Below are 22520 nucleotides of genomic sequence, written 5' to 3'. Positions count from 1 at the left end.
CAAACTTTCCTACGCGAGCCTGACGAGTCTGGAAAATTTGTGTAGAGCGCTCCCGGCGTCCGTTATATCAACGCTCTTTCAAGCCTAAAAGCTTAGCTCCATTCTTATAGAGAATTTTCTCCAATTCTTCCTCCGTAAAGCCAATCCGTCTGATGTACTCCACATCCTCCTTCTGGCCGCTCCAGGGAGAATCAGTGGCAAAGAGAATCCGGTCAATGCCGTGATGCCGACTCATGCGGAGAATCTGCTCCGGCAGGGCCAGGCGCAGAATATAGGCCAGATCCATGTAGTAGCTGCCGCCCACCAGAAGCTGCTCGGATTCATTTTCCATATCGTGTCCGCCCAAATGGGCCAGAATCAGCCGGGAGGTATCTCCTTTATCCCCGGGAAAGACGTCCTCAAGCATGTGGTGCAGTCTGGCCGGGGTGGCGTTTACCTGGCGCGGAAAGCCCAGATCCCGGCCGCAGTGGATGGACACGAGAAGTCCCAGCTCGGTGGCATAGCCGATGATACGCTCATAACGGATATCATCGATGTAAGTGTTCTGATAGGTGGGATGGAGCTTAATGCCCTTCAGTCCCATATCCCGGATAGCCCGGAGCTCGCCCTTGTAGTCGGGGGAATCCGGGTGGATACCGCCGAAGCTGATGATAGACAGGCCGTCCTCGTCCGGCTCCTCATGGGTGATGGAACAGGCAAATTCATTGATGTGGCGGAACTGGGAGGGCTTCGTTACGATGGGAAGCACCACCGAATGGGTGACCCCGGCCTCCTTCATAGAGTGTTTCAGATCCTCCAGGGTGCCGTCCGTGTAGGCCACCACCCGGCCCACCTGCTCCAGGTTGCAGACCGCCCGGTGAGCCACTGTGTTCGGAAATATATGTGTGTGAAAGTCAATAATCATTGCGAAAATCCTCCTGTAAATCCATAAAATGAAGCATGCGTACTAACTGACGAATGGAATGAAAAAAGGAATTCTGAAGATTCAGAATTCCTTTTCGATGAGAGCGATAGACGGGGCTCGAACCCGCGGTCTCGACCTTGGCAAGGTCGCGCGTTACCAACTACGCCACTATCGCATTTGTGTCGGCTGTTTTTCATCAGCGACATGTTGTATCTTACAGGATTTCGACTCATTTGTCAACAGGTTTTTCAAAAAAAGTTAAAAAAATTTCCGATAGGGTGCAAACCCTTGTAAACAGGCTGATTATTTCCTATAATAGAAGCCAGTGGGAAGAACGATACAGGGAGGAATATACCGCATGAGTTATGCAGATCAGATATTTAAGGAGATGTGCAGGGATATCATTGAAAATGGTACCAGCACAGAGGGAGAAAAGGTACGTCCCAAATGGGAGGACGGCACCTCTGCCTACACCATCAAGCGCTTCGGCGTGGTGAACCGCTACGATTTATCGAAGGAATTTCCGGCTCTGACACTCAGAAGAACAGGGCTTAAGAGCTGCATGGACGAGATTCTCTGGATCTATCAGAAGAAATCCAACAATATCCATGACCTGAACAGCCATATCTGGGACGAGTGGGCCGATGAGACAGGCTCCATCGGAAAGGCCTACGGTTATCAGATCGGCGTGAAGAGCCATTACCGGGAGGGAGATATGGATCAGATGGATCGGGTGCTTTTCGATCTGAAGCAGAATCCCTACAGTCGCCGGATTATGACAAATACCTATGTATTTTCGGATTTAAGTGAAATGCACCTGTATCCTTGCGCCTATGGCGTCACCTACAATGTGACCAAGAAGCCGGGCCAGGAGAAGCTGGTGCTGAATATGGTGCTGAACCAGCGCTCCCAGGATGTGCTGGCGGCCAATAACTGGAATGTGTGCCAGTACGCGATTCTGCTGATGATGGTGGCCCAGGTCTGTGATATGGTTCCCGGCGAGCTGGTTCATGTGATTGCGGACGCCCATATCTACGACCGCCATGTGGACATTGTCAGAAAGCTGATTGAGCGTCCGGAGCATCCGGCGCCGAAGGTATGGCTGAACCCGGAGGTGAAGGATTTTTACGCGTTTACCACGGAGGATCTGCACGTGGAGGGGTACGAGACCGAGCCCCAGATCAAGGACATTCCGATTGCAGTGTAAGACAAAAATATGGAAAAGGAGACTTTGATTTATGAATTTGATCGTTGCTGTAGATAAAAACTGGGCCATCGGCTATCAGAACAAGCTGCTGGTCAGTATCCCGGAGGATATGAAGTTCTTTCGGAATGAGACGACGGGAAAGGTGGTCGTGATGGGCCGGAAGACCCTGGAAACCTTTCCGAACGGCCTGCCCTTAAAGAACCGTACCAACATTGTGCTGACCCGCAATCCCGATTATAAAGTAAAGGGAGCGGAGGTCTGCGGCTCTGTGGAGGAGGCTCTGGAACTGATCAGCGCATATCCGCCGGAGGACGTGTATATTATCGGCGGAGATACCATTTACAAGCAGTTTCTGCCCTATTGCGATACCGCCCATGTGACCCGGATTGATCACGCGTACATGGCAGACGCCTGGTTCCCGAACCTGGAGCAGGATCCGGAATGGGAGCTGACAGGGGAGAGCGAGGAAAAGACCTATTTCGATCTGGAGTTCAGTTTCTGCAAATACGAGCGAAAAAAATAAGAAGTCCGCGCTTTTTCTCATTGCAGTATCAAAGAATCTGATCTATAATAATACCAATTTAGTTGCCGCGAACGATGCGAACGGTGCTGAAAGAACGATCAGGAGGAGAAAATCATGGAAAAGAAAAATTTAGACTGGTCCAATATCGGTTTTGGATACGTACAGACAGATAAGCGTTACGTATCCAATTATAAGAACGGTGCATGGGACGAAGGCACCCTCACAGACGACGCGAATATCGTTCTGAACGAGTGCGCAGGCGTTCTGCAGTATGCCCAGACCGTGTTTGAGGGTATGAAGGCATATACCACGGAGCAGGGCAAGACGGTTATCTTCCGCCCGGATCTGAACGCCGAGCGCATGGTACAGTCTGCGAAGCGCCTGGAAATGCCGGTATTCCCGGAGGATCGCTTTGTTGACGCCGTAGTACAGACTGTAAAGGCAAATGAAGCATACGTACCGCCTTACGGAACAGGCGCTACCCTGTATCTGCGTCCGTATATGTTCGGAACCAACCCGGTTATCGGCGTAAAGCCGGCTGACGAGTATCAGTTCCGTGTATTCGGCACCCCGGTAGGCCCCTATTTTAAGGGAGGCGCAAAGCCCCTTACCATCAAGGTATCGGATTTTGACCGGGCAGCTCCCCATGGAACAGGCCATATCAAGGCAGGCCTGAACTACGCCATGAGCCTGCATGCCATTGTGACAGCCCATCAGGAGGGCTTCGATGAGAATATGTACCTGGATGCAGCCACCAGAACCCATGTGGAGGAGACCGGCGGCGCGAACTTCCTGTTCGTGACTAAGGACGGCAAGCTGGTGACACCCAAGTCCGACAGCATTCTTCCGTCTATCACACGCCGCTCCCTGTTATACGTGGCAAAGGAGTATCTGGGCATGGAAGTGGAGGAACGGGTTGTACCCTTCGAGGAGGTAAAGGAATTCGCAGAGTGCGGACTCTGCGGAACCGCAGCCGTGATCTCTCCGGTAGGAAAGATCGTAGATCATGGCAAGGAGATCTGCTTCCCCAGCGGAATGACAGAGATGGGACCGGTTACCAGAAAGCTGTATGATACGCTGACCGGTATCCAGATGGGCCGCATAGAGGCTCCGAAGGGCTGGATCTACGTGGTAGAGTAAGCGGGAATCCGAAGAGAATTTACAGAAGAGGCGGAATAAGGAAACTTGTTCCGTCTTTTTTTGCGAAACCGGGAATTCCGAAGGAATTCCTGTATTCTGCTTGCAACCCTGCCGGGAAAACCTTATAATAAAAGATAAATCTGTAACAAAGGATGGTGAAGAAGAGCCAGATGGCAAATAAAAAGAAAAGGAGAAGGCTTTTCTCTTATCTGTTCAGCTATGATATGAACCTGATCGTGGCAGTCTTATTTCTGATTGTATTCGGTCTGGTGATGATATACAGCGCCAGCTATTATACGGCGAGTATGAGCGACGCATTTAACCATGATCCTACATTTCTCTTAAAGAGCCAGCTGAAATACAGTATCCTGGGAATCCTGGTGATGCTGGTGATCGCAAATGTGGATTACCATTTCTGGCGGCATTTCGCGATTCTGGGCTTTCTCGCCTCGATACTCCTGATTGGGCTTCTGCTGGTTCCGGGGCTGGGCGTTACGGTAAAGGGCGCGACCCGCTGGATCCGAATTCCGGGTCTGGGCCAGTTCCAGGTGGCGGAGCCGGTCAAGGTAGCGATGATTTTGTTTTCAGCGAGCTACATTGGGAAATATTCCGGCAGGCTGAAGAGCATAAAGGCTTTTATTGTAATGATGCTGCCGACGGCAGTGATATCCTTTATGATTCTGGAAATCAGTAATAACATGAGTACGGCTACCATCGTGCTGGGAATCAGCTTTCTGATGGCCTTTATGGTGTACCCTAAGTACTGGCCCTTTGTGCTGCTTGGCGGCGCGGGAGCCGGCGGCGTGGGAGCGCTGATCTTTTATTTGAAGAAGAAGCTGGCTGCGGGAACCACAGGAAATGGAGGGGGCTTCCGGAGCGTCCGGATCATGGCCTGGCTGGATCCCTATTCCTATGAGTCAGACAAGGCCTATCAGTCCCTGCAGGCGCTGTACGCCATCGGCTCCGGCGGCTTGTTTGGAAAGGGGCTGGGCAACAGTATCCAGAAGCTGGGACGTATCCCGGAGCCCTACAACGATATGATTTTTTCGATTATCTGCGAGGAACTGGGAATCTTCGGTGCGGGCCTTATCATTCTGATGTTTATCTATCTGCTGTACCGGCTGTACAGCGTGGCCCAGGAGGCAGATGACATTTTCGGAAGGCTGCTGGCCATAGGCGTCTTTTCTCATGTGGCCCTGCAGGTGGTATTGAATCTGATGGTAGTGACCAGTCTGTTTCCGACCACAGGTGTTACCCTGCCCTTCTTCAGCTATGGAGGAACGGCGTCGGTATTCCTGCTGTTCGAGATCGGTATGGTATTAAATGTAGAAAAGCAGAGTCGTTTTAAAAGAGAGAGAGGTAACCTGTAAGTGGTTACAGAGAATTGCGGGAGGCAGGAGTAATGAGAGAGCATACGAAAGTAATTAAAATCGGCGACCGGGTCATCGGAGGCGGGAATCCGATCCTGATTCAGTCCATGACCAACACCAGGACCGAGGACGTGCAGGCAACCGTAGCCCAGATTCAGGCGCTGACGGCTGCAGGCTGCGATATTATCCGCTGCGCGGTTCCTACCATGGAGGCGGCAGAGGCACTGTCAGAGATTAAGAAGCAGATCACCATTCCGCTGGTGGCAGATATTCATTTTGATTATAAGCTGGCGCTGGCCGCTATCGAGCATGGCGCGGATAAGATCCGTATCAATCCGGGCAATATCGGAAGCCGGGAACGGGTGCAGGCCGTGGTAGACGCCGCGAAGGAGCGTAAGATTCCTATCCGCGTGGGCGTCAACAGCGGTTCCCTGGAGAAGGAGCTGGTGGAAAAATATCACGGCGTAACCGCGGAGGGAATCGTGGAGAGCGCCCTGGATAAGGTCCACAGTATTGAGGATATGGGCTATGACAACCTGGTCATCAGTATCAAGTCCTCCGATGTAATGATGTGCGCAAAAGCCCATGAGCTGATTGCGAAGGAGACGTCTTATCCGCTCCATGTGGGAATCACCGAGTCCGGAACCCTGTATTCCGGCAATATCAAGTCTGCGGTAGGTCTGGGAATCATTCTCTATCAGGGCATTGGCGACACCATTCGCGTATCCCTGACCGGAGATCCCCTGGAGGAGATTCGTTCCGCAAAGCGTATTTTAAAGACGCTGGGGCTCCGTAAAGGCGGTATCGAGGTGGTATCCTGTCCGACCTGCGGAAGAACCCAGATCGATCTCATCGGCCTGGCCAATCAGGTAGAGCGGATGGTAGAGGATATTCCGTTCAATGATATCAAGGTAGCCGTCATGGGCTGCGTGGTCAACGGACCGGGCGAGGCCAAGGAGGCTGATATCGGAATCGCAGGCGGCAAGGGAACCGGTATGCTGATTAAGAAGGGCGAGATCGTCCGGAGAATGCCGGAGAACGAGCTGCTGGGCGCATTGCGGGAAGAGCTGCTGCACTGGAATGAGAATTAGGGAGAGATAACATGCAGAAAATGTTCGCGGAGGTATTTCCGCCCCTGCGCGTGGAGAAGGGTCTGTCTGACCTTCTGGAGCAGGTGCGGGTGGAGAAGGTGACCTCCAACCGGGCAAAAAATTTTATAAGAGTGTATCTTGTGAGCGGAAAGCTGATCCATAAGGAGCAGCTTTTTCAGCTTGAAAAGACATTAAAGAAGCAGCTGTTCGGCACGGCGGATATCACGGTGAAGGTTCTGGAGCGCTACGAGCTGTCGGAACAGTATACGCCGGAAAAGCTGATGGAGCTCTATAAGGACAGTATTCTGTATGAGCTGCGTCATTACAGTATGCTGGAATACAACCTGTTCCGGGGGGCAAAAATCGATTTCCCGGAAAACCGGGTCATGAAGCTGGAAATGCAGAAAACGACCCTGGGAGAGGACGCGGCCGACGAGCTTATCCGCATTCTCTACAAGATTTTCACGGAACGCTGTGGATTAGACGTGAAGATTCAGGTAGAGTTTGTGGATAAAAAGGAAGAAAAGAAGAAGCGGACCGGCCGGGCAGATGTGGAAAAGCAGGCGGAGGCTCTGAACGCGGCCATGTGGGCGGCGAAGCAGGCAGCCGACGCGGCGGGCGGAGCAGAGGGGCAGGAGGCAGAAGGAGCGGCTGCAGCCGGTGCCAAGGCAGAGAAGAAGCCAGCGGCCAAAGCAGAAGGAAAAAAGAACTTCGGCAATTTCGGCAAGAGCGAGTACGCCTACGGCAAGACCCTGCGAAGCGGCGGAGGCTTCCGGAGCCGCGGCAATTCGAATAATCCCGACGTGCTCTATGGACGTGATTTCGACGACAGCGAGCTGACTGATCTGGTGCAGGTGATCGGAGAGATGGGCGAGGTGGTGATCCACGGTCAGGTGACCGGCTGGGACGAGCGGGAGATCCGCGGGGAAAAGACCATCGTGACCATTACCGTGACAGATTATACGGATACGATCCGGATTAAGATTTTTGAGAAAAACGACGAGCTGGAAGCCTTCCGGGAGAAGGTGAAAAAGGGATCCTTTATCAAGCTGAAGGGTCTGACTGCCATGGACCGTTTTGACAACGAGCTGACCATCAGCTCCGTGGTGGGAATAAAAAAGTCATCGGATTTCCGGACGCCCCGGACGGACAACAGCGAGCTGAAGCGGGTGGAGCTCCATTGCCATACGAAAATGAGCGACATGGACGGCGTCTCTGATGTGAAAAGTATCATCGAACGGGCCAAAGCCTGGGGGCATACGGCTATCGCGGTGACGGATCACGGCGTGGTACAGGCTTACCCGGAGGCCAGTCACAGTCTGGGCAAGGGCGATCCCTTTAAAATAATCTACGGTGTGGAGGGCTATCTGGTCGACGACCTGAAGGACATCGTCACCGACGCGGCAGGACAGAGCCTGGACGACGTCTATGTGGTGTTTGATATCGAGACGACAGGCTTTTCTGCGGAAAATGACCGGATCATTGAGATTGGCGCGGTGCGGGTGGAAAAGGGAGAAATTACAGACCGATTCAGCGTATTTGTCAATCCCCAGGTGCCGATTCCCTTTGAAATCGAGAAGCTGACCGGAATCAGCGACGAGATGGTGCTGGGAGAGCCCACCATAGAGGAGATATTGCCCCGGTTCCTGGAATTCTGCAGGGGAGCTGTCATGGTGGCCCACAATGCGGGCTTTGATATGAGCTTTATCCGCAAAAACAGCGAGCGGCAGGGACTGCCCTGTGAATTTACGGTGGTGGATACGGTGGCCCTGGCCCGGATTCTGCTGCCCCAGCTGAACCGTTATAAGCTGGATCATGTGGCCAAGGCCCTGAATGTATCCCTGGAAAATCATCACCGGGCCGTGGACGACGCAGGCTGTACAGCGGAAATTTTTGTAAAATTTGTGCAAATGCTGAAGGAGCGGGACGTCTTTGACCTGAACGGCGTCAACCAGATGAGCACCCTGGACGGGGAGGCCATTAAGAAGCTGCCCTCCCATCATGTGATTATTCTGGCGAAAAATGAGATTGGCCGGGTGAATCTGTACCGGATGGTATCCTGGTCCCATATGGATTATTTTGCCCGGGTGCCGAGAATTCCCAAAAGCGTGCTCCAGAAGCACCGGGAGGGATTGATCGTAGGCTCCGCCTGCGAGGCCGGAGAGCTCTATCAGGCTCTGGTCCGTTCCGCGCCCGATGAGGAAATCGCAAGGCTGGTGAATTTCTATGACTATCTGGAAATCCAGCCCCTGGGTAACAATGAATTTATGCTGCGGGGAGAACGCCCCACCTTTGAGTCACGGGAGGATCTGATCCGTCTGAATAAAAAGATCGTGTCGCTGGGCGAACAGTTTCACAAGCCTGTGGTGGCTACCTGCGACGTACATTTCCTGAATCCAGAGGACGAGGTCTACCGCCGGATTATCATGGCCGGAAAGGGCTTCAAGGACGCGGACGATCAGGCGCCGCTGTATCTTCGGACTACCGAGGAAATGCTGGCGGAATTTGAGTATCTGGGAAGCGACAAGGCAGAAGAGGTAGTTATCACTAACACGAATAAGATTGCGGATATGATTGAGCGGATATCCCCGGTGCGCCCGGATAAGTGCCCGCCGGTCATCGAAAATTCCGATCAAACCCTTCGTGATATCTGTTATGAGAAGGCTCATTCCATCTACGGGGAGAAACTGCCTCCCGTGGTAACGGAGCGTCTGGAGAAGGAGCTTCATTCCATTATCTCCAACGGCTTTGCGGTTATGTATATCATCGCCCAGAAGCTGGTGTGGAAATCCAATGCGGACGGCTATCTGGTAGGCTCCCGTGGTTCCGTAGGATCCTCCTTCGTAGCCACCATGGCCGGAATTACCGAGGTCAATCCGCTGCCGCCCCATTACTATTGTCCCTCCTGCCATTACAGTGATTTTGAGTCGGATGAGGTGCGGAAATACGCGGGCGCGGCCGGCTGCGACATGCCGGATAAGGCCTGTCCGGTCTGCGGAGGCCCCCTGAAGAAGGAGGGCTTCGATATTCCCTTCGAGACCTTTCTGGGCTTTAAGGGAGATAAGGAGCCAGATATCGACCTGAACTTTTCCGGCGATTACCAGTCCAAGGCTCACAAATACACGGAGGTTATCTTCGGTACGGGCCAGACCTTCCGGGCGGGAACCATCGGAACCCTGGCGGACAAGACGGCCTTCGGTTATGTGAAGAATTATTATGAGGAGCGGGGCCAGCACAAGCGGAACTGTGAGATAGACCGTATCGTGCAGGGCTGCGTGGGCGTGCGCCGTTCTACGGGCCAGCACCCGGGTGGAATTGTCGTACTGCCCCACGGGGAGGAAATCCATTCCTTTACGCCCATTCAGCATCCTGCCAACGATATGACCACGGACATCATTACCACCCATTTTGACTATCACTCCATCGACCACAACCTGTTGAAGCTGGATATTCTGGGACACGATGATCCGACCATGATTCGTATGCTGGAGGATCTGACCGGGCTGGACGCGAAAACCATTCCTCTGGACGATCAGGGCGTGATGTCCCTGTTTAAGAATACGGAGGCTCTGGGCATCCGGCCGGAGGATATAGACGGCTGCCCCCTGGGGTGTCTGGGCATCCCGGAGTTTGGTACGGATTTTGTTATCCAGATGGTGTGCGACGCCAAGCCCCAGTCCTTCTCGGATCTGGTCCGGATCTCCGGACTGTCCCATGGTACCGATGTGTGGCTGAACAATGCCCAGCGGTTTATCAAGGAGGGGAAGGCTACCATTTCCACGGCCATCTGTACCCGAGACGATATCATGCTGTATCTGATTCATCAGGGCGTGGAGCCCAGCCTGTCCTTTACGATTATGGAGAGCGTGCGAAAGGGAAAGGGACTGAAGCCCGAATGGATTGAGGCCATGAAGGCAGAGGGCGTGGAGGACTGGTACATCGAGTCCTGTAAAATGATCAAGTACATGTTCCCCAAGGCCCATGCGGCGGCTTATGTTATGATGGCCTGGCGAATCGCTTACTATAAGATCAATTATCCGCTGGCCTATTACGCGGCCTATTTCAGTATCCGCGCTTCGGCATTCAGCTATGAGCTTATGTGTCAGGGAAAAGAGCGTCTGGCTTATTTTATGTCGGATTATAAGCGCCGGAGTGATTCTCTGTCCAAGAAGGAGCAGGACAGCATGAAGGATATGCATATCGTGCAGGAGATGTATGCCAGAGGCTTTGAATTCTGGCCCATCGATATCTACCGGGCGAAGGCCCATCGTTTCCAGATCATCGACGGCAAGCTGATGCCGGCCTTAAGTACCATCGAGGGCCTGGGCGATAAGGCGGCCGACCAGCTGGAGGCTGCCGCCAAGGACGGCCCCTTCCTGTCGCGGGACGACCTGCGGACCAGAAGTAAGCTGTCGAAGACGGTGGTGGACTTTATGGGAGATTTGGGGCTGTTGGGCGATTTGCCCGAGTCGAATCAGCTGTCGCTGTTTGATTATGTGTAATAGTTTTAATAAGTATGTAATGTACGGAGAACGAAGCCTTCCCCTTCTCTGAAACGCGGAATTTTTCGGGTCCATGAAAATTTTCGCTATCATCAGAGTGAGGGGAAGGCTTCGTTCTCCTGTATATAACAGACGGAAGGGTAAAAACAACCGATATAACGCTCAGGAAAAAGAACCGGCTTCCCTTGATCTGAGAATAGCCGGATTTCCCATCGTTTTGTTTGCGCTGGCGCACCCGAAGGAGCCACTGTCTGAGGCCGAAGGCCGAGTTTGGCGGTCGGGTGCGGATCAGCCGTGCGAACAAAACGGGAAATCCGTGCGTCTCAGAGAAAGGGAAGCCGGTTCTTTTTCCGTCCGTATATTATTATTATTATTATTATTATTATTATTTAGCTCTTCCGTCCCCGCGCCTGAATCAGCGCCGGCAGGGAAAACTGGAAGGTGGTAATCATGTCGTCGATAAATTCCTGCTCCGATGGCACTTTGCGAAGCAGCACCCGTATAATCATGCCGGACATACCGCAGGTAAAGAAGGAAGCCAGATATTCCCGGTAATCTTTTTCTATCACCAGGCCCAGCTCCTGCTCTGTTTTACAGATAATCAGCCGGACAGGGGTGGAAAGATCATCATAGAGAAAGTTCCGGAGCTCGTCATGCCCCAGCTCTGTGAGTACACAGGTCAGGAGCGGCCGGTTGCGCTTGATATAGTCCAGTACGAAGCGGATTACCTTTTCCGGCTCCGAGGTCAGCTCCTCGCTGATGACCACGGAGCGCAGATCCTGCTTCAGCATCCAGCGCAGCAGGGCGTAGATGTCTTCAAAATGATAATAAAAGGTCTTGCGGTTCACCCCACAGTTCTCTACGATTTCCGTGACCGTTATCTTGGAAAAGGATTTCCGGGTCAGAAGCTGTCTCAGGGAATCTGCCAGCGCCTGCTTTGTGGCCTGACTCTGTATCTCATGTTTCATCGTGTTTTATCCTCCGTAACTCAGATTAGTGTACGAAATTTCAGACCTTGAATCAAGGGAAATGATAAAGTTTATAAAAAGTTCATTTTTTCATGAAAAACAATCAAGGGTTGCAAAATAGTCAAAAAGGAATCCGGAAACTTATGTAATCTTGTAGAAGTTAGTGATAGACAACAAAAGATAATTAGAGTATGATAGGAAAGGTGGTATTTTACGAGGGGAAACTATGTAAGCGGCAACAAACCGTGGGATGGAGGTAATAGATGAGAAAAAAGTCACATATTTCACTGGCCAGATACATTGCGCAGGATATGCAGGTTCCGGTTATGACACATCACCGGAAGGCCTTTTATCTGGGAAGTATTCTTCCTGACTGTAAGCCTTCTTTTCTGACTCAGCGTCATGAGTTCACAGGAACCTTTGACATGGTGAAGGAACGTATCTGTGTATTGTCCGCGGACTCCGGTCTTTTGCTGGATAATGGTCGCGTCTTTATGCGCAGACTGGGTGAGATTGTTCACTATATTGCGGATTATTTCACCTATCCGCACAATCAGATTTACGATGGCAATCTGAAGGATCACTGTATCTACGAAAAGGAACTGAAGTTTCAGCTTCGAGCCTATGTAAGAAGCGGGGAAGCCTTCCGCGCCCGGATTGACGCGAAGAAGTTTGAGACTGCGGAAGCGGTCTGTAGCTTCATTAAGAAAGCCCATGAGGATTATCTGAAGATGAAGCATGGCGTCAAAGAGGACTGCGAGTACATCGTCCGTGTCTGCCACCAGGTAGTACAGGCGATCCTGAATCTGGTAAATCTGGCTGCGGCAAAGAAAGTGGAAGGACGTCTGTGTCCGGTGTAGCAGCATGTGATGAAAAAGAATAAGAAAAAAAGAAACCGGCTGGGTGACAATGATCACCCAGCCGATTTTATTGAAAACATGATTCTAAAAAAACTATTTCAGCAGGGAGGAAGGTACATAGCCCTGCACCTTTTCCCCGTTCTGGGTAAAGGAAATCTTGGTCCATTTCTGGCCGTCCTCACCGGTTTTTTCCTTGACAATCGCTACCTTAGTGCCGTTTTCCAGAGTTGCCCGGACGTCCGCGTAGGGGGAAGCATAGCTTCGAACCTGGGCCACACCGCCGGAAGTATTTTCGGAGGAGCTGCTGCCGGAGGAAGCGGATGTATTGGTATTGGCAGTTGCTCCCATGGTGACCAGATCAGAACGGATATAACCTTCCATGGTAGTTCCGTACAGCTGATAGGAAATCTTGTACCATTTCTTTCCGTCATTTCCGGTCTTTTCGGAAACGATGGTGGCGGTAGTGCCGGCAGACAGCTTGGAACGGATGTCAGCACTGGTGGAGGCGTAGGTACGGATATTTACAACAGCAGGCCGGATGGTGACGGTGGTAGCGCTTCCGGTGGAGGAGCCACTGGAGGAAGAACCGGAGTCACTGTTGGGATTCTGCTCTGTCAGCAGATCGCCGCGGATGTAACCGCTCATCTGATAACCGTCCACCGTATAGGAAACCTTATACCAGGTCTGACCGTCATCGCCTTTTTTTGAGGTAATCAGGCTGACAGAAGTTCCTTTGCCCAGTGTAGAGCGGATATCTGCGTTGGAAGAAGCGTAGGTCCGTACGGATACGCCATTGTCCGGTCTGACATAGCGGGTGCCGGATACATCGGTGGAAGCGGAAGAGCTGCCGCCGGGGTTCTGATCAACCAGTAGGTCGCCGCGGATATAGCCCTCCATACCGGAACCGTTTTTCTGGAAGGAAATCTTGTACCAGGTTCTGCCGTCATCGCCCTTCTTGGAGGAAAGGATGCTGGCAGCGGTACCTCTTTCCAGACGGGTGCGGATGTCCGCGTTGGTGGAGGCGTAGGTACGGATAATTGCTACGGCAGGCTTTACGTACTTCTGACCGGAAGCGGTGGAAGCATTGTTGCCGGAGGAAGTATTGGAAGAGCCGGATACGCTTCCGGATACATTTAGCAGGTCCGCACGGATAAAGCCTTCCTTGGCGTCGCCGCCGTAGGCAAAGAATACGTCGTACCATTTCAGGCCGTCGTCGCCGGTGGTCTCAGAGATGATAGACACCTTCGTGCCCTGGGACAGCTTGCAGATAATGGAAGAGCTGGTGGATGCGGAAGAACGCACATTCAGGATACGGTTCTTCACAGTGCCGGTCGCTCTGGCTGCCTCGGAGTGAAAGCCGGGCGTAAGCAGTCCGAAACAAAGTGTAAAAATCAGGAAAAAGGAAAGCAGATTTTTCTTTTTCATAAGCTTCATAATGAAACCCTCCCTTGTAGAGAAAAATAATATGAGCCACAATTTCTCGCTCATACGTTCTGCCTTAAGTATAAGCGCTCGACAGGAAAAAAGCAACGGGACAAATTCAGTCTTAAGATATTCTTAAAGTTCTTAATCCACCTGCCGGATGCCGGAGATGTCTGAATCGATCATCAGGGAATAGTTGGTGTAATACACCACGAAGCCGGGCCTGGAACCGCCGGGCTTTTTGACCTGCTTCTTCTGGACATAGTCGATCTCCACCTTATCGCCGCCCCGGTTTTTGGAATAGTAGGCGGCCAGCCGTCCGGCTTCCTCGAAGGTCCGGTCCGGAAGCTCCTGACCGTTGGTTTTCACGATGACATGGGATCCGGGTACGCCTTTGGCGTGGAACCACCAGTCGTTGCCGGTGGCAAGCTGGAAGGTCAGCTCCTCGTTCTGGTAGTTATTTTTTCCCACATAGATATCAAAGCCGTCGCCGGAAATATAGTGATAGGGGCGGGAGGTGATTTTCACCTTTTTGCCGCCACCCTTTCTGCGGATATAACCGGATTCCACCAGTTCTTCCTTAATCTGTATCAGATCCTCTTCGGAAAGAGCCATGTCAAGTGAGGTCTGAATGGATTCCAGATGTTCCACCTCTGCCCCGGTTTCTTCCAGAAGCTTGGTTACAGCTTCAAAGGTACGCTTGAGCTTACCGTATTTGTCAAAATACTTTTTGGCGTTTTCCTGGGCGGACAGAGTGGTATCTAGCGGGATCGTAATTTCCTCGTTGGTATAATAATTCAGCGCCTGCATGGATTTGGCGCCTTCCGGCACGCCGTAGCCGTAGGTGTGAATCAGCTCGCCCCAGATTTTGTACTTTTCCCGTTTTTCCGTGTCCGAGAGCTGGCGGCTCTGCAGGTCGTATTTCTTGCGGCTCCGCTCCAGGGCGGTCTGGACGATCCGGCGCAGATCCGAGGACTTCTGCCGGATGCGGGTCAGGGTATTTTTGGAGGCGTAGTAGGTCTCCAGAAGGGCGGACACAGAGGAAAAGGACTCTGCCGCCAGATCCCCATATAGGGTCAGGGGAACCGCGGAGAATTCTACGGGCTCTTTTCCTTCTTTATAATAAATATAGGGCTCGAAATCACCGGCTTGAACGGTCTCCACAAGGCGCAGAAGCTGGTGCTCCAGCATTTCCCGTTCCGCTTCTTCAAGAGCGCCCGCAGGACGGGCGGATTCCAGGGAGGACCGGAAACAAAGCTCCTCCGCTATCACAGGGGAAAAGCCGGTCAGGGTAGTGTAGATGGCTTTGACCAGCGGCACAGGCTTTTCACAGATGGCAGCAACCATTTCCCCGGGGGGACAGGTCAGGGGATCCAGCTTGTCCTGGGTATGGGGGATAAAGTAAGGGCGGCCGGGCAGAACCTCTCGGACCGAGCTGACGGCCAGGGACACATGCTTGATACTGTCCAGAATCATGCCGTCCTCCTTACAGAAGATCAGGTTGCTATGCTTGCCCATCAGTTCTACGATAAGGGTCTTCCGGCAGAGATCGCCCATTTCGTCCAGGTGTTCAATCTGGAAATGGAGGATCCGTTCTAGGGAAGGCTGGGTCACCGCTACAATGCGTCCGCCGCCCAGGTGCTTCCGGAGCAGCATACAGAAGCCCGGCGCAGTCATGGGCGCGGGCTTATTTTTATCAGTCAGATAGACCAGGGGCAGGCTGGCTGAGGCGCTCAGCAGCAGCCGGTACTGCTCCCCGTTATTTTTTATGGTAAGCAGGAGCTCGTCCGCCTCTGACTGGACGATTTTGGTAATGCGTCCGCCGGTGAGGGTTTCTGCCAGCTCCTTTCGAAGACAGGATACTGTAATTCCGTCAAATGCCATGAAAACGGCCTCCTTCAAAAGCTTTTTAGATCAGTATACTTGACATGTGGAAAAAATTCAACTACAATAAAATCCAAATGAGCAGTGCAAAATTTCGGAATGCGCAGCATTCTCAGGCTTGCACTGCGGAGCGGAGAGTAACAATTATGGTAAAGAGTATGACTGGCTTTGGCCGGTGTGAGATATCCGAAGGGGATCGGAAAATGACGGTGGAGATGAAGTCCGTCAACCACAGATATCTGGACGTGGCCATTAAGATGCCGAAGAAACTGAATTATTTTGAATCAGCCATCCGGAGTCTTCTGAAGACTTATATCCAGCGAGGCAAGGTGGACGTCTTCATCACCTATGAGGATCTGTCCGAGACCAATGTGGCGCTTCATTATAATAAAGAAATCGCTGCGGAATACATGAAGTATCTGAAGCAGATGGCGGAGGATTTTGGTCTGGATCAGGATGTGAAGGTTGGGGCTTTGTCCCGGTATCCGGAGGTTCTGGTGATGGAAGAGGTCCAGGACGACGAGGAAGAGCTCTGGAAGCTGCTGGAGCAGGCCTTAAAGGGAGCCTGTGAGCAGTTCGTAGCGACCCGTGTGACCGAGGGCGCGAACCTGAAGCGGGATCTGGGAGCCAAGCTTGACGAGCTGCTGGCCCATGTGAATTACGTGGAGGCGCGTTCCCCGCAGATCGTGGCAGAGTACCGGGCGAAGCTGGAGGATAAGGTGAAGGAACTTTTGGCAGACACCCAGATCGAGGAAAGTCGTATCGCTTCCGAGGTGACGATTTTTGCGGATAAGATCTGCGTGGACGAGGAGATCGTGAGACTCCGAAGCCACATTGAGCATACCCGGGCGACGCTGGAGGAGAAGGAAAGCGTAGGCCGGAAGCTGGACTTTATCGCCCAGGAGATGAACCGGGAGGCCAATACGATTCTTTCCAAGGCCAATGATCTGGAGATTTCCAATCATGCCATTGAGCTGAAGACCGGAATCGAGAAGGTCCGGGAACAGATACAGAATATCGAGTAAGGAGAGCAGCATGGACAGAAAAGGAATTTTACTGGTAGTGTCCGGCTTCTCAGGAGCAGGAAAAGGAACCCTGATGAAGGAACTGGTGGGCCGCTATGATCAGTACGCCCTGTCAGTTTCCGCTACAACCCGCAGCCCCAGAGAGGGCGAGGTGGACGGAAGAGAGTATTTCTTCCGGACCAGGGAGGAATTTGAACAGATGATAGCGGAGGATGCCCTGATTGAGCATGCCTGCTATGTGGGGAATTACTATGGAACCCCGAAGGCCTATGTGGAGGAGCAGCTTTCAAAGGGAAAGGACGTGATCCTGGAGATAGAGATTCAGGGCGCGCTGCAGATTAAGAAGCGTTTTCCTGACACGCTGCTGCTGTTTGTATCCACACCGGACGCGGACACGCTGAAGAACCGTCTGGTGGGACGCGGCACCGAGAGCATGGAGGTGGTGGAGAACCGCCTGTCCCGGGCAGCAGAGGAAGCAGAGGGCATTGAACAGTATGATTATTTCATCATCAATGATGATTTAGACGCCTGTGTCACACAGGTACATCAGATTATCCAGGGCGAGCACAGCCGTGTTTCCCGGAATCTGGAGCTTATTAACAGCATTAGAAATGATATCAGCAAATTTCAGAAAGGTTAAGGTGAAGCTATGTTACATCCGTCATATTCCGATTTAATGAAAGTCGTAAACAGCGAGGTAGAGGAGGGCGAAACTCCGGTAGTCAACAGCCGTTATTCCATCGTGCTGGCAACCTCCAAGCGTGCCCGTCAGATCATCGGCGGCGAGGAGCCCTTTGTGGACGGAAAGGGTAAGAAGCCCTTATCCATCGCTATCCAGGAGCTGGAGCAGGGTCTGATCAAGATCATGCCGGAGGAGGACGACACTTCCGATGAGATGGACGCAGAGCGTGCAGTACTTCATGCAGACCACTACAATGAGGAAATGGCTGCAGAGCGCGCCGCGGAGGCAGAGGCAGCCGCAGAAGGCGAAGAGTAAGAATTTGTAAAAGATACGGGCAGTTTTCGATATCTGTGGATATGGAAAGCTGCCCGTATTGTGTTGTATCGCTTTTGTTTTGTGTGGAATTCTTAGGAAGTATCACAAAAAAACAAATAAGTTGTACAAATTGGTAATAGGATTGACACCCGGTTTTCCCATTGTTAATATAAAAATATTGAGGGCGTCGCGTCAGGAGAGAGCGATGCCGTACAGGTACAGGAATCTGATTTCAGGAGGGAATTACCATGAATATTATCAAAGTAAAGAACTACGAAGAAATGAGCAGAATGGCAGCACATATTCTGGCGGCACAGGTGATCGCGAAACCGGACAGCGTTCTGGGACTGGCTACCGGATCCACCCCCATCGGTATCTATGACTGCCTGGCTGAGTGGTGCAAGAACGGAGAGGTAGACTTCTCCAAGGCCGCAACGGTAAATCTGGACGAATACAGAGGACTGGATCATGACAATGACCAGAGCTACTACTACTTCATGAATAAGCATCTGTTCAGCAGAATCAACATTGATCCCAGCCGTACCAACGTACCGGACGGAACTGAGCCGGATCCGGAGAAGGAGAGCAAGAGATACGAGGCTCTGATCAAGGAGCTTGGCGGAATCGACGTTCAGCTTCTGGGTATCGGCCATGACGGACATATCGGATTCAACGAGCCGAACAGCTTCTTTGATAAAGAGACACACTGCGTAGACCTGACTGAGATGACCATCGAGGCCAACAAGCGCTTCTTCGAGTCCATCGACGATGTGCCGAGACAGGCATATACCATGGGAATCGGAACCATCATGTCCGCGAAGAAGATTCTGATGGTAGTTACAGGCGCAGACAAGGCAGATATCGTTGCCAAGGCTTTCTACGGCGAGGTAACACCGGAGGTTCCGGCTTCTATCATTCAGTTCCATCCGAATGTAACCGTGATCTGCGACGAAGCAGCAATGTCCAAGATTCCGGAATAAAAAGGAAAACCCAACAAAACCCATGCATAATGAGGGGAGTGCCGTCAGGTGCTCCCCTCATTGTTTTGGTACATCGTTTGTGAAAAAGAATCAGGTAAACTGATTGGTGTCTGAATCGTAGACGTAGTCCACAGAGGCCAGGGAAGCCTCGATGGCGCTGCGCTCCAGATTTTCGGAACGGCACAGGTCGTCCAGGGATGTGTAGTGATCGCGAAGCTGCGTGTTGATCCAGCTTAAAAGCATAATGGGATCCTTGGGGATCATGGGAAATTACCTCCTGATAAAAAAGATTAGGATAACTGTAAGACATTCTCCCGGAACTTGCAAGGATTATTTTTTTCTGGTACACTGAGAGCCAGAGAGCTTGCAAAAGGAGAAGGGAAATAATGGAAAATGAAGAAGCGATGAAGAAAAAAAGAGTGCAGAAGCTGACCACAGGTATTATCATCGGGATGACCGTAATCGTGCTCGGCTATGTGGCGTATGCCCTGATTACGAAAAACATCAATATGCGGATTTTTGAGGTGCTGCTGGGTATTTTTGTAATTGGCTATCTGGTGCTTTCCGACGTGGTGGAGCCCTGGCTGACCGGTCTTCTGAAGGATATGACCCAGATGAGAAAGAACGCGTATCTGAAAATACTGGGTCTGGACGTTGTTGGCGCGGGAGCTTTGCTGTACTGGATTGTGGGGATGGATTCTGAGGCAGGAAATAACCTCCTGATTCCGGTACTGATTTATTTCCTGGCAAATCAGATGAAGCGAAAGCTCCGTCCGGAATTTGAGGGACTCACAGAGAAGGTCCTGAAGGAGCAGGCAGAGGCGGAGAAGTCTGATTCGGAAGCGTCTGACGAAGAGAAATAAGAAAAGCGGCGGAGCAGGATTCTATGCCTGCTCTTCCGGCATATATTACAGTAAAAGCAAACCGGGAGAGCGGCCGTGGATAGAAGAAGCAGGAGAAATCCGGAATGGAAGCGGGGGCTTTGGAAGGGGCTTCTGGGGCTTATGCTGGTGCTGGGCGCCTTTTTCTGGCATAAAAATCAGGAAGCCGGGCAGCAGATCCGGACCGGCTCGGAATCTGTCAGAAGCGCAGAAGCGGATCCGGTGGCTCTGGCAGGCCGGGAAACAAAACGGCTTGCCCTGACCTTTGATGACGGGCCCCACCCCTACTATACGGAGCAGCTTCTGGACGGCCTTGCGGAGCGCGGAGTAAAGGCGACCTTTTTCCTGTTGGGCGAGAATATCGAAGGACGGGAGGAGATAATCCGGCGCATGCATGAGGAAGGGCATCTCATCGGCAATCATACCTTTTACCATGTGGACGTGAACAGTCTGCCATTAAAAGAGGCCTGCGCGGAGATTCAGGACACCAGCAGCGCCATTACCGCCATCACCGGACAGCAGGTAGAATACGTGCGTCCGCCTTATGGAAACTGGAATAAGGAGCTGGAATGTCAGGTGCTGATGATTCCGGTATTCTGGACGCTGGATACCCTGGACTGGAAGAGCAAGAACACGGAGCAGATTGTCCGGGAGGTTTTATCCCAGGTAGAGGAAAATGATGTGATTCTGATGCACGATTCTTATCAGACCACAGTGGAAGCAGCCCTCCGGCTGGTGGATCTTCTGCGGCGGGAAGGGTACGAGTTTGTGACTGCGGACGAACTGATTCTGGAATAGGAGTGAGGTACAGATGGATTTATTTGATTATATGCGGGAAACGACCAGAAAGCAGGAGGCGCCGCTGGCGTCCCGCCTGCGGCCCCGGACGCTGGACGAGATTGTGGGACAGAAGCATATCCTGGGAAAGGACAAGCTGCTTTACCGGGCTATCCGGGCGGACAAGCTGAGTTCCCTGATTTTTTACGGGCCGCCGGGTACCGGCAAGACCACCATCGCCCGGGTGATCGCCAATACGACCAAGGCAGATTTTACCCAGCTCAACGCTACAGTAGCCGGTAAGAAGGATATGGAGGCGGTGGTGAGCCGGGCCAAGGATAACCTGGGAATGTATGGGCGGAAAACCATTCTGTTTGTAGATGAGATTCACCGCTTCAATAAGGGGCAGCAGGATTATCTGCTTCCCTTTGTGGAGGACGGTACGGTGATTCTCATTGGCGCCACCACGGAAAATCCTTATTTTGAGGTAAATGGGGCGCTGTTGTCCCGGTCTGTGATTTTCGAGCTGAAGCCGCTGGAGAAAGCGGATATCCGGGAGCTGATTCACCGGGCGGTCTATGATACGGAGCGGGGAATGGGAGCCTATCAGGCGGATATCACCGATGAGGCGGCGGATTTTCTGGCGGATATTGCCGGAGGCGACGCCCGGGCAGCCCTGAACGCGGTGGAGCTGGGCGTGATGACCACGGAGCCCTCCGGGGACGGGCGGATTCACCTGACGCTGGAGGTAATGTCCGAGTGCATCCAGAAGCGGACGGTGCGCTACGACAAGACCGGGGACAATCACTACGATACCATTTCCGCCTTTATCAAGAGCATGCGCGGCTCCGATCCGGACGCAGCAGTGTATTATCTGGCGAAAATGATTTACGCCGGGGAGGACGAGCGGTTTATCGCCCGGAGAATTATGATCTGCGCGTCTGAGGATGTGGGCAACGCGGATCCCATGGCGCTGACGGTGGCCGTGTCCGCGGCTCAGGCAGTGGAGCGGATCGGTTTTCCGGAGTCTCAGATTATCCTGGCCCAGGCAGCTTCTTATGTGGCCTGCGCGCCTAAGAGCAACTCGGCGGTCAATGCCATTGCGAAGGCCATGGATTCTGTAAAAACCAGGCGCACCAGTGTGCCGCCCCATCTTAAGGACGCTCATTATCCGGGGGCGGGGCAAATGGGCCATGGCACCGGCTATAAATACGCCCATGATTATCCCAATCATTATGTAGAGCAGCAGTATCTGCCCGACGAGGTGCTGGGGGAGAAGTTTTACGAGCTGTCCGACAATGGGTATGAGAAGCAGATCAAAGAATATTTTAAGAAGATAAAAGAGGAATAAAAAGCAGGACGGGGAATCCCCGGAAAGGATTCTCCGTCCTGTCTGATATACGGAAAACGAAATTACAGCTTTTCCGGTTCCGGATAGTCCACGCCGAAGGTGTCTACGGTTACGGATTTCATAACCTGGGGAGTCATGGGACGGTCGCGGAAATCCGTCCGGGTGGTGGCGATCTTGTCTACCACGTCAAGCCCCTCGATGACCTTGCCGAAGGCTGCGTAAGAGCCGTCCAGATGGGGACTGGTCTTATGCATGATAAAGAACTGGGAGCCTGCGGAGTCCGGGTGCATGGCGCGGGCCATGGACAGGACTCCGGGTGTGTGGGCCAGATCATTGGCAACGCCGTTCTGGGAGAACTCGCCCTTGATGGAGTAGCCCGGTCCGCCGGTTCCGATACCGTCCGGGCAGCCGCCCTGGATCATGAAGCCGTTGATTACCCGGTGGAAGATAAGGCCGTTATAGAAGCCCTTCTTTACCAGGCTGATGAAGTTGTTGACGGTGTTGGGAGCGACCTCGGGATAAAGCTCTGCTTTGATGACGTCGCCGTTTTCCATTTCAAATGTAACTACAGGATGCTGTGCCATAATGTGTATTCCTCCGTTTTGTTAAAATCCATAGCTACTGACTATTTTAGCCGA

19 protein-coding genes, 1 tRNA gene and 1 pseudogene are annotated in these 22520 nt (G+C 52.4%); 14 read left to right on the top strand and 7 right to left on the bottom strand.

Features of this window, described 5'->3' with window-relative positions; translation table 11 throughout:
* Positions 1 to 67: 67 nt before the first annotated feature.
* Positions 68 to 904, bottom strand: coding sequence for an amidohydrolase family protein (locus tag ACTNCH_RS01895; protein WP_441015279.1), 837 nt, complete (start codon positions 902 to 904; stop codon positions 68 to 70).
* Positions 905 to 1006: 102 nt separating this feature from the next.
* Positions 1007 to 1079: transfer RNA gene (locus ACTNCH_RS01890), tRNA-Gly, on the bottom strand.
* 183 nt (positions 1080 to 1262) lie between these two features.
* Between ACTNCH_RS01890 and thyA the strand changes: the two genes are divergently transcribed.
* The 6 genes and pseudogenes from thyA to ACTNCH_RS01860 all read left to right on the top strand — a co-directional run bounded on the left by thyA (position 1263) and on the right by ACTNCH_RS01860 (position 10737).
* A complete protein-coding gene (thyA, locus tag ACTNCH_RS01885) occupies positions 1263 to 2111 on the top strand; it encodes a thymidylate synthase (protein ID WP_441015281.1) in 849 nt (282 codons plus the stop codon).
* Between the two features lie 31 nt (positions 2112 to 2142).
* Positions 2143 to 2634 carry a dihydrofolate reductase gene (locus ACTNCH_RS01880; protein ID WP_441015283.1) on the top strand — a complete coding sequence of 164 codons (492 nt, stop codon included), beginning with the start codon at positions 2143 to 2145 and terminating at the stop codon, positions 2632 to 2634.
* A gap of 102 nt (positions 2635 to 2736) precedes the next feature.
* Positions 2737 to 3774, top strand: a pseudogene (locus tag ACTNCH_RS01875) (branched-chain amino acid aminotransferase); the annotation flags it as partial.
* Between the two features lie 170 nt (positions 3775 to 3944).
* Positions 3945 to 5144: an FtsW/RodA/SpoVE family cell cycle protein gene (locus ACTNCH_RS01870; protein WP_441015285.1), complete on the top strand. Its 1200-nt coding sequence runs from the start codon at positions 3945 to 3947 to the stop codon at positions 5142 to 5144.
* 32 nt (positions 5145 to 5176) lie between these two features.
* Positions 5177 to 6235: a flavodoxin-dependent (E)-4-hydroxy-3-methylbut-2-enyl-diphosphate synthase gene (ispG, locus tag ACTNCH_RS01865; protein WP_441015287.1), complete on the top strand. Its 1059-nt coding sequence runs from the start codon at positions 5177 to 5179 to the stop codon at positions 6233 to 6235.
* 11 nt (positions 6236 to 6246) lie between these two features.
* Positions 6247 to 10737, top strand: a complete 4491-nt coding sequence (locus ACTNCH_RS01860; RefSeq protein WP_441015289.1) for a PolC-type DNA polymerase III — start codon at positions 6247 to 6249, stop codon at positions 10735 to 10737.
* Positions 10738 to 11126: 389 nt separating this feature from the next.
* On the opposite strand, the gene ACTNCH_RS01855 is transcribed toward ACTNCH_RS01860, so the two are convergent.
* On the bottom strand, positions 11127 to 11705 hold the full coding sequence (locus ACTNCH_RS01855) for a TetR/AcrR family transcriptional regulator C-terminal domain-containing protein (RefSeq protein ID WP_441015291.1): 579 nt from the start codon (positions 11703 to 11705) through the stop codon (positions 11127 to 11129).
* Between the two features lie 263 nt (positions 11706 to 11968).
* Between ACTNCH_RS01855 and ACTNCH_RS01850 the strand changes: the two genes are divergently transcribed.
* The gene (locus ACTNCH_RS01850; RefSeq protein WP_441015293.1) at positions 11969 to 12565 is read left to right on the top strand and encodes a zinc dependent phospholipase C family protein; all 597 of its coding nucleotides are present in this window, start codon (positions 11969 to 11971) and stop codon (positions 12563 to 12565) included.
* Between the two features lie 93 nt (positions 12566 to 12658).
* On the opposite strand, the gene ACTNCH_RS01845 is transcribed toward ACTNCH_RS01850, so the two are convergent.
* Entirely contained in the window at positions 12659 to 13999 is a 1341-nt protein-coding gene (locus ACTNCH_RS01845; protein ID WP_441015295.1) for an SH3 domain-containing protein, read from the bottom strand.
* Between the two features lie 132 nt (positions 14000 to 14131).
* Positions 14132 to 15871 carry an Rqc2 family fibronectin-binding protein gene (locus tag ACTNCH_RS01840; protein WP_441015297.1) on the bottom strand — a complete coding sequence of 580 codons (1740 nt, stop codon included), beginning with the start codon at positions 15869 to 15871 and terminating at the stop codon, positions 14132 to 14134.
* A 146-nt stretch (positions 15872 to 16017) separates the two neighbouring features.
* Here ACTNCH_RS01840 and ACTNCH_RS01835 point away from each other — a divergent pair, with 146 nt between their 5' ends.
* The 4 genes from ACTNCH_RS01835 to nagB all read left to right on the top strand — a co-directional run bounded on the left by ACTNCH_RS01835 (position 16018) and on the right by nagB (position 18873).
* Complete coding sequence (locus ACTNCH_RS01835) at positions 16018 to 16896, top strand: YicC/YloC family endoribonuclease (RefSeq protein WP_441015299.1); 879 nt, start codon at positions 16018 to 16020, stop codon at positions 16894 to 16896.
* A gap of 10 nt (positions 16897 to 16906) precedes the next feature.
* Positions 16907 to 17536, top strand: coding sequence for a guanylate kinase (gene gmk / locus ACTNCH_RS01830; RefSeq protein WP_441015301.1), 630 nt, complete (start codon positions 16907 to 16909; stop codon positions 17534 to 17536).
* A 9-nt stretch (positions 17537 to 17545) separates the two neighbouring features.
* Positions 17546 to 17893, top strand: coding sequence for a DNA-directed RNA polymerase subunit omega (gene rpoZ, locus ACTNCH_RS01825; RefSeq protein ID WP_441015303.1), 348 nt, complete (start codon positions 17546 to 17548; stop codon positions 17891 to 17893).
* 248 nt (positions 17894 to 18141) lie between these two features.
* Complete coding sequence (gene nagB / locus ACTNCH_RS01820; RefSeq protein WP_441015305.1) at positions 18142 to 18873, top strand: glucosamine-6-phosphate deaminase; 732 nt, start codon at positions 18142 to 18144, stop codon at positions 18871 to 18873.
* A gap of 90 nt (positions 18874 to 18963) precedes the next feature.
* On the opposite strand, the gene ACTNCH_RS01815 is transcribed toward nagB, so the two are convergent.
* Positions 18964 to 19137: a DUF4250 domain-containing protein gene (locus ACTNCH_RS01815; protein ID WP_441015307.1), complete on the bottom strand. Its 174-nt coding sequence runs from the start codon at positions 19135 to 19137 to the stop codon at positions 18964 to 18966.
* Between the two features lie 122 nt (positions 19138 to 19259).
* Here ACTNCH_RS01815 and ACTNCH_RS01810 point away from each other — a divergent pair, with 122 nt between their 5' ends.
* From ACTNCH_RS01810 to ACTNCH_RS01800, 3 genes are all read left to right on the top strand, one after another.
* The gene (locus ACTNCH_RS01810) at positions 19260 to 19736 is read left to right on the top strand and encodes a hypothetical protein (protein WP_441015309.1); all 477 of its coding nucleotides are present in this window, start codon (positions 19260 to 19262) and stop codon (positions 19734 to 19736) included.
* Between the two features lie 75 nt (positions 19737 to 19811).
* Positions 19812 to 20552: a polysaccharide deacetylase family protein gene (locus ACTNCH_RS01805; RefSeq protein WP_441015311.1), complete on the top strand. Its 741-nt coding sequence runs from the start codon at positions 19812 to 19814 to the stop codon at positions 20550 to 20552.
* Between the two features lie 13 nt (positions 20553 to 20565).
* Positions 20566 to 21882: a replication-associated recombination protein A gene (locus tag ACTNCH_RS01800; RefSeq protein WP_441015313.1), complete on the top strand. Its 1317-nt coding sequence runs from the start codon at positions 20566 to 20568 to the stop codon at positions 21880 to 21882.
* A 62-nt stretch (positions 21883 to 21944) separates the two neighbouring features.
* Here the strand turns inward: ACTNCH_RS01800 and ACTNCH_RS01795 are convergent, their stop codons facing one another.
* Positions 21945 to 22466 carry a peptidylprolyl isomerase gene (locus ACTNCH_RS01795; RefSeq protein ID WP_441015315.1) on the bottom strand — a complete coding sequence of 174 codons (522 nt, stop codon included), beginning with the start codon at positions 22464 to 22466 and terminating at the stop codon, positions 21945 to 21947.
* Between the last annotated feature and the right edge of the window lie 54 nt (positions 22467 to 22520).

The sequence above is a fragment of the Candidatus Merdisoma sp. HCP28S3_D10 genome (assembly GCF_052065835.1).
Taxonomy (GTDB): domain Bacteria; phylum Bacillota; class Clostridia; order Lachnospirales; family Lachnospiraceae; genus Laedolimicola.
Note: the sequence above shows the minus strand (reverse complement) of the source record. Positions and strands in the feature narration are given on the sequence as shown.

What these genes read in the sequence shown, in the direction of transcription:
- gmk (WP_441015301.1), top strand. Translation starts at nt 16,907, where the DNA reads ATGGACAGAAAAGGAATTTTACTGGTAGTGTCCGGCTTCTCAGGAGCA.
- ACTNCH_RS01870 (WP_441015285.1), top strand. Translation starts at nt 3,945, where the DNA reads ATGGCAAATAAAAAGAAAAGGAGAAGGCTTTTCTCTTATCTGTTCAGC.
- ACTNCH_RS01835 (WP_441015299.1), top strand. Translation starts at nt 16,018, where the DNA reads ATGGTAAAGAGTATGACTGGCTTTGGCCGGTGTGAGATATCCGAAGGG.
- ACTNCH_RS01845 (WP_441015295.1), bottom strand. Translation starts at nt 13,999, where the DNA reads ATGAAGCTTATGAAAAAGAAAAATCTGCTTTCCTTTTTCCTGATTTTT.
- ACTNCH_RS01850 (WP_441015293.1), top strand. Translation starts at nt 11,969, where the DNA reads ATGAGAAAAAAGTCACATATTTCACTGGCCAGATACATTGCGCAGGAT.
- ACTNCH_RS01855 (WP_441015291.1), bottom strand. Translation starts at nt 11,705, where the DNA reads ATGAAACATGAGATACAGAGTCAGGCCACAAAGCAGGCGCTGGCAGAT.
- ispG (WP_441015287.1), top strand. Translation starts at nt 5,177, where the DNA reads ATGAGAGAGCATACGAAAGTAATTAAAATCGGCGACCGGGTCATCGGA.
- thyA (WP_441015281.1), top strand. Translation starts at nt 1,263, where the DNA reads ATGAGTTATGCAGATCAGATATTTAAGGAGATGTGCAGGGATATCATT.
- ACTNCH_RS01795 (WP_441015315.1), bottom strand. Translation starts at nt 22,466, where the DNA reads ATGGCACAGCATCCTGTAGTTACATTTGAAATGGAAAACGGCGACGTC.
- ACTNCH_RS01810 (WP_441015309.1), top strand. Translation starts at nt 19,260, where the DNA reads ATGGAAAATGAAGAAGCGATGAAGAAAAAAAGAGTGCAGAAGCTGACC.
- ACTNCH_RS01860 (WP_441015289.1), top strand. Translation starts at nt 6,247, where the DNA reads ATGCAGAAAATGTTCGCGGAGGTATTTCCGCCCCTGCGCGTGGAGAAG.
- nagB (WP_441015305.1), top strand. Translation starts at nt 18,142, where the DNA reads ATGAATATTATCAAAGTAAAGAACTACGAAGAAATGAGCAGAATGGCA.
- ACTNCH_RS01815 (WP_441015307.1), bottom strand. Translation starts at nt 19,137, where the DNA reads ATGATCCCCAAGGATCCCATTATGCTTTTAAGCTGGATCAACACGCAG.
- ACTNCH_RS01800 (WP_441015313.1), top strand. Translation starts at nt 20,566, where the DNA reads ATGGATTTATTTGATTATATGCGGGAAACGACCAGAAAGCAGGAGGCG.
- rpoZ (WP_441015303.1), top strand. Translation starts at nt 17,546, where the DNA reads ATGTTACATCCGTCATATTCCGATTTAATGAAAGTCGTAAACAGCGAG.
- ACTNCH_RS01840 (WP_441015297.1), bottom strand. Translation starts at nt 15,871, where the DNA reads ATGGCATTTGACGGAATTACAGTATCCTGTCTTCGAAAGGAGCTGGCA.
- ACTNCH_RS01895 (WP_441015279.1), bottom strand. Translation starts at nt 904, where the DNA reads ATGATTATTGACTTTCACACACATATATTTCCGAACACAGTGGCTCAC.
- ACTNCH_RS01880 (WP_441015283.1), top strand. Translation starts at nt 2,143, where the DNA reads ATGAATTTGATCGTTGCTGTAGATAAAAACTGGGCCATCGGCTATCAG.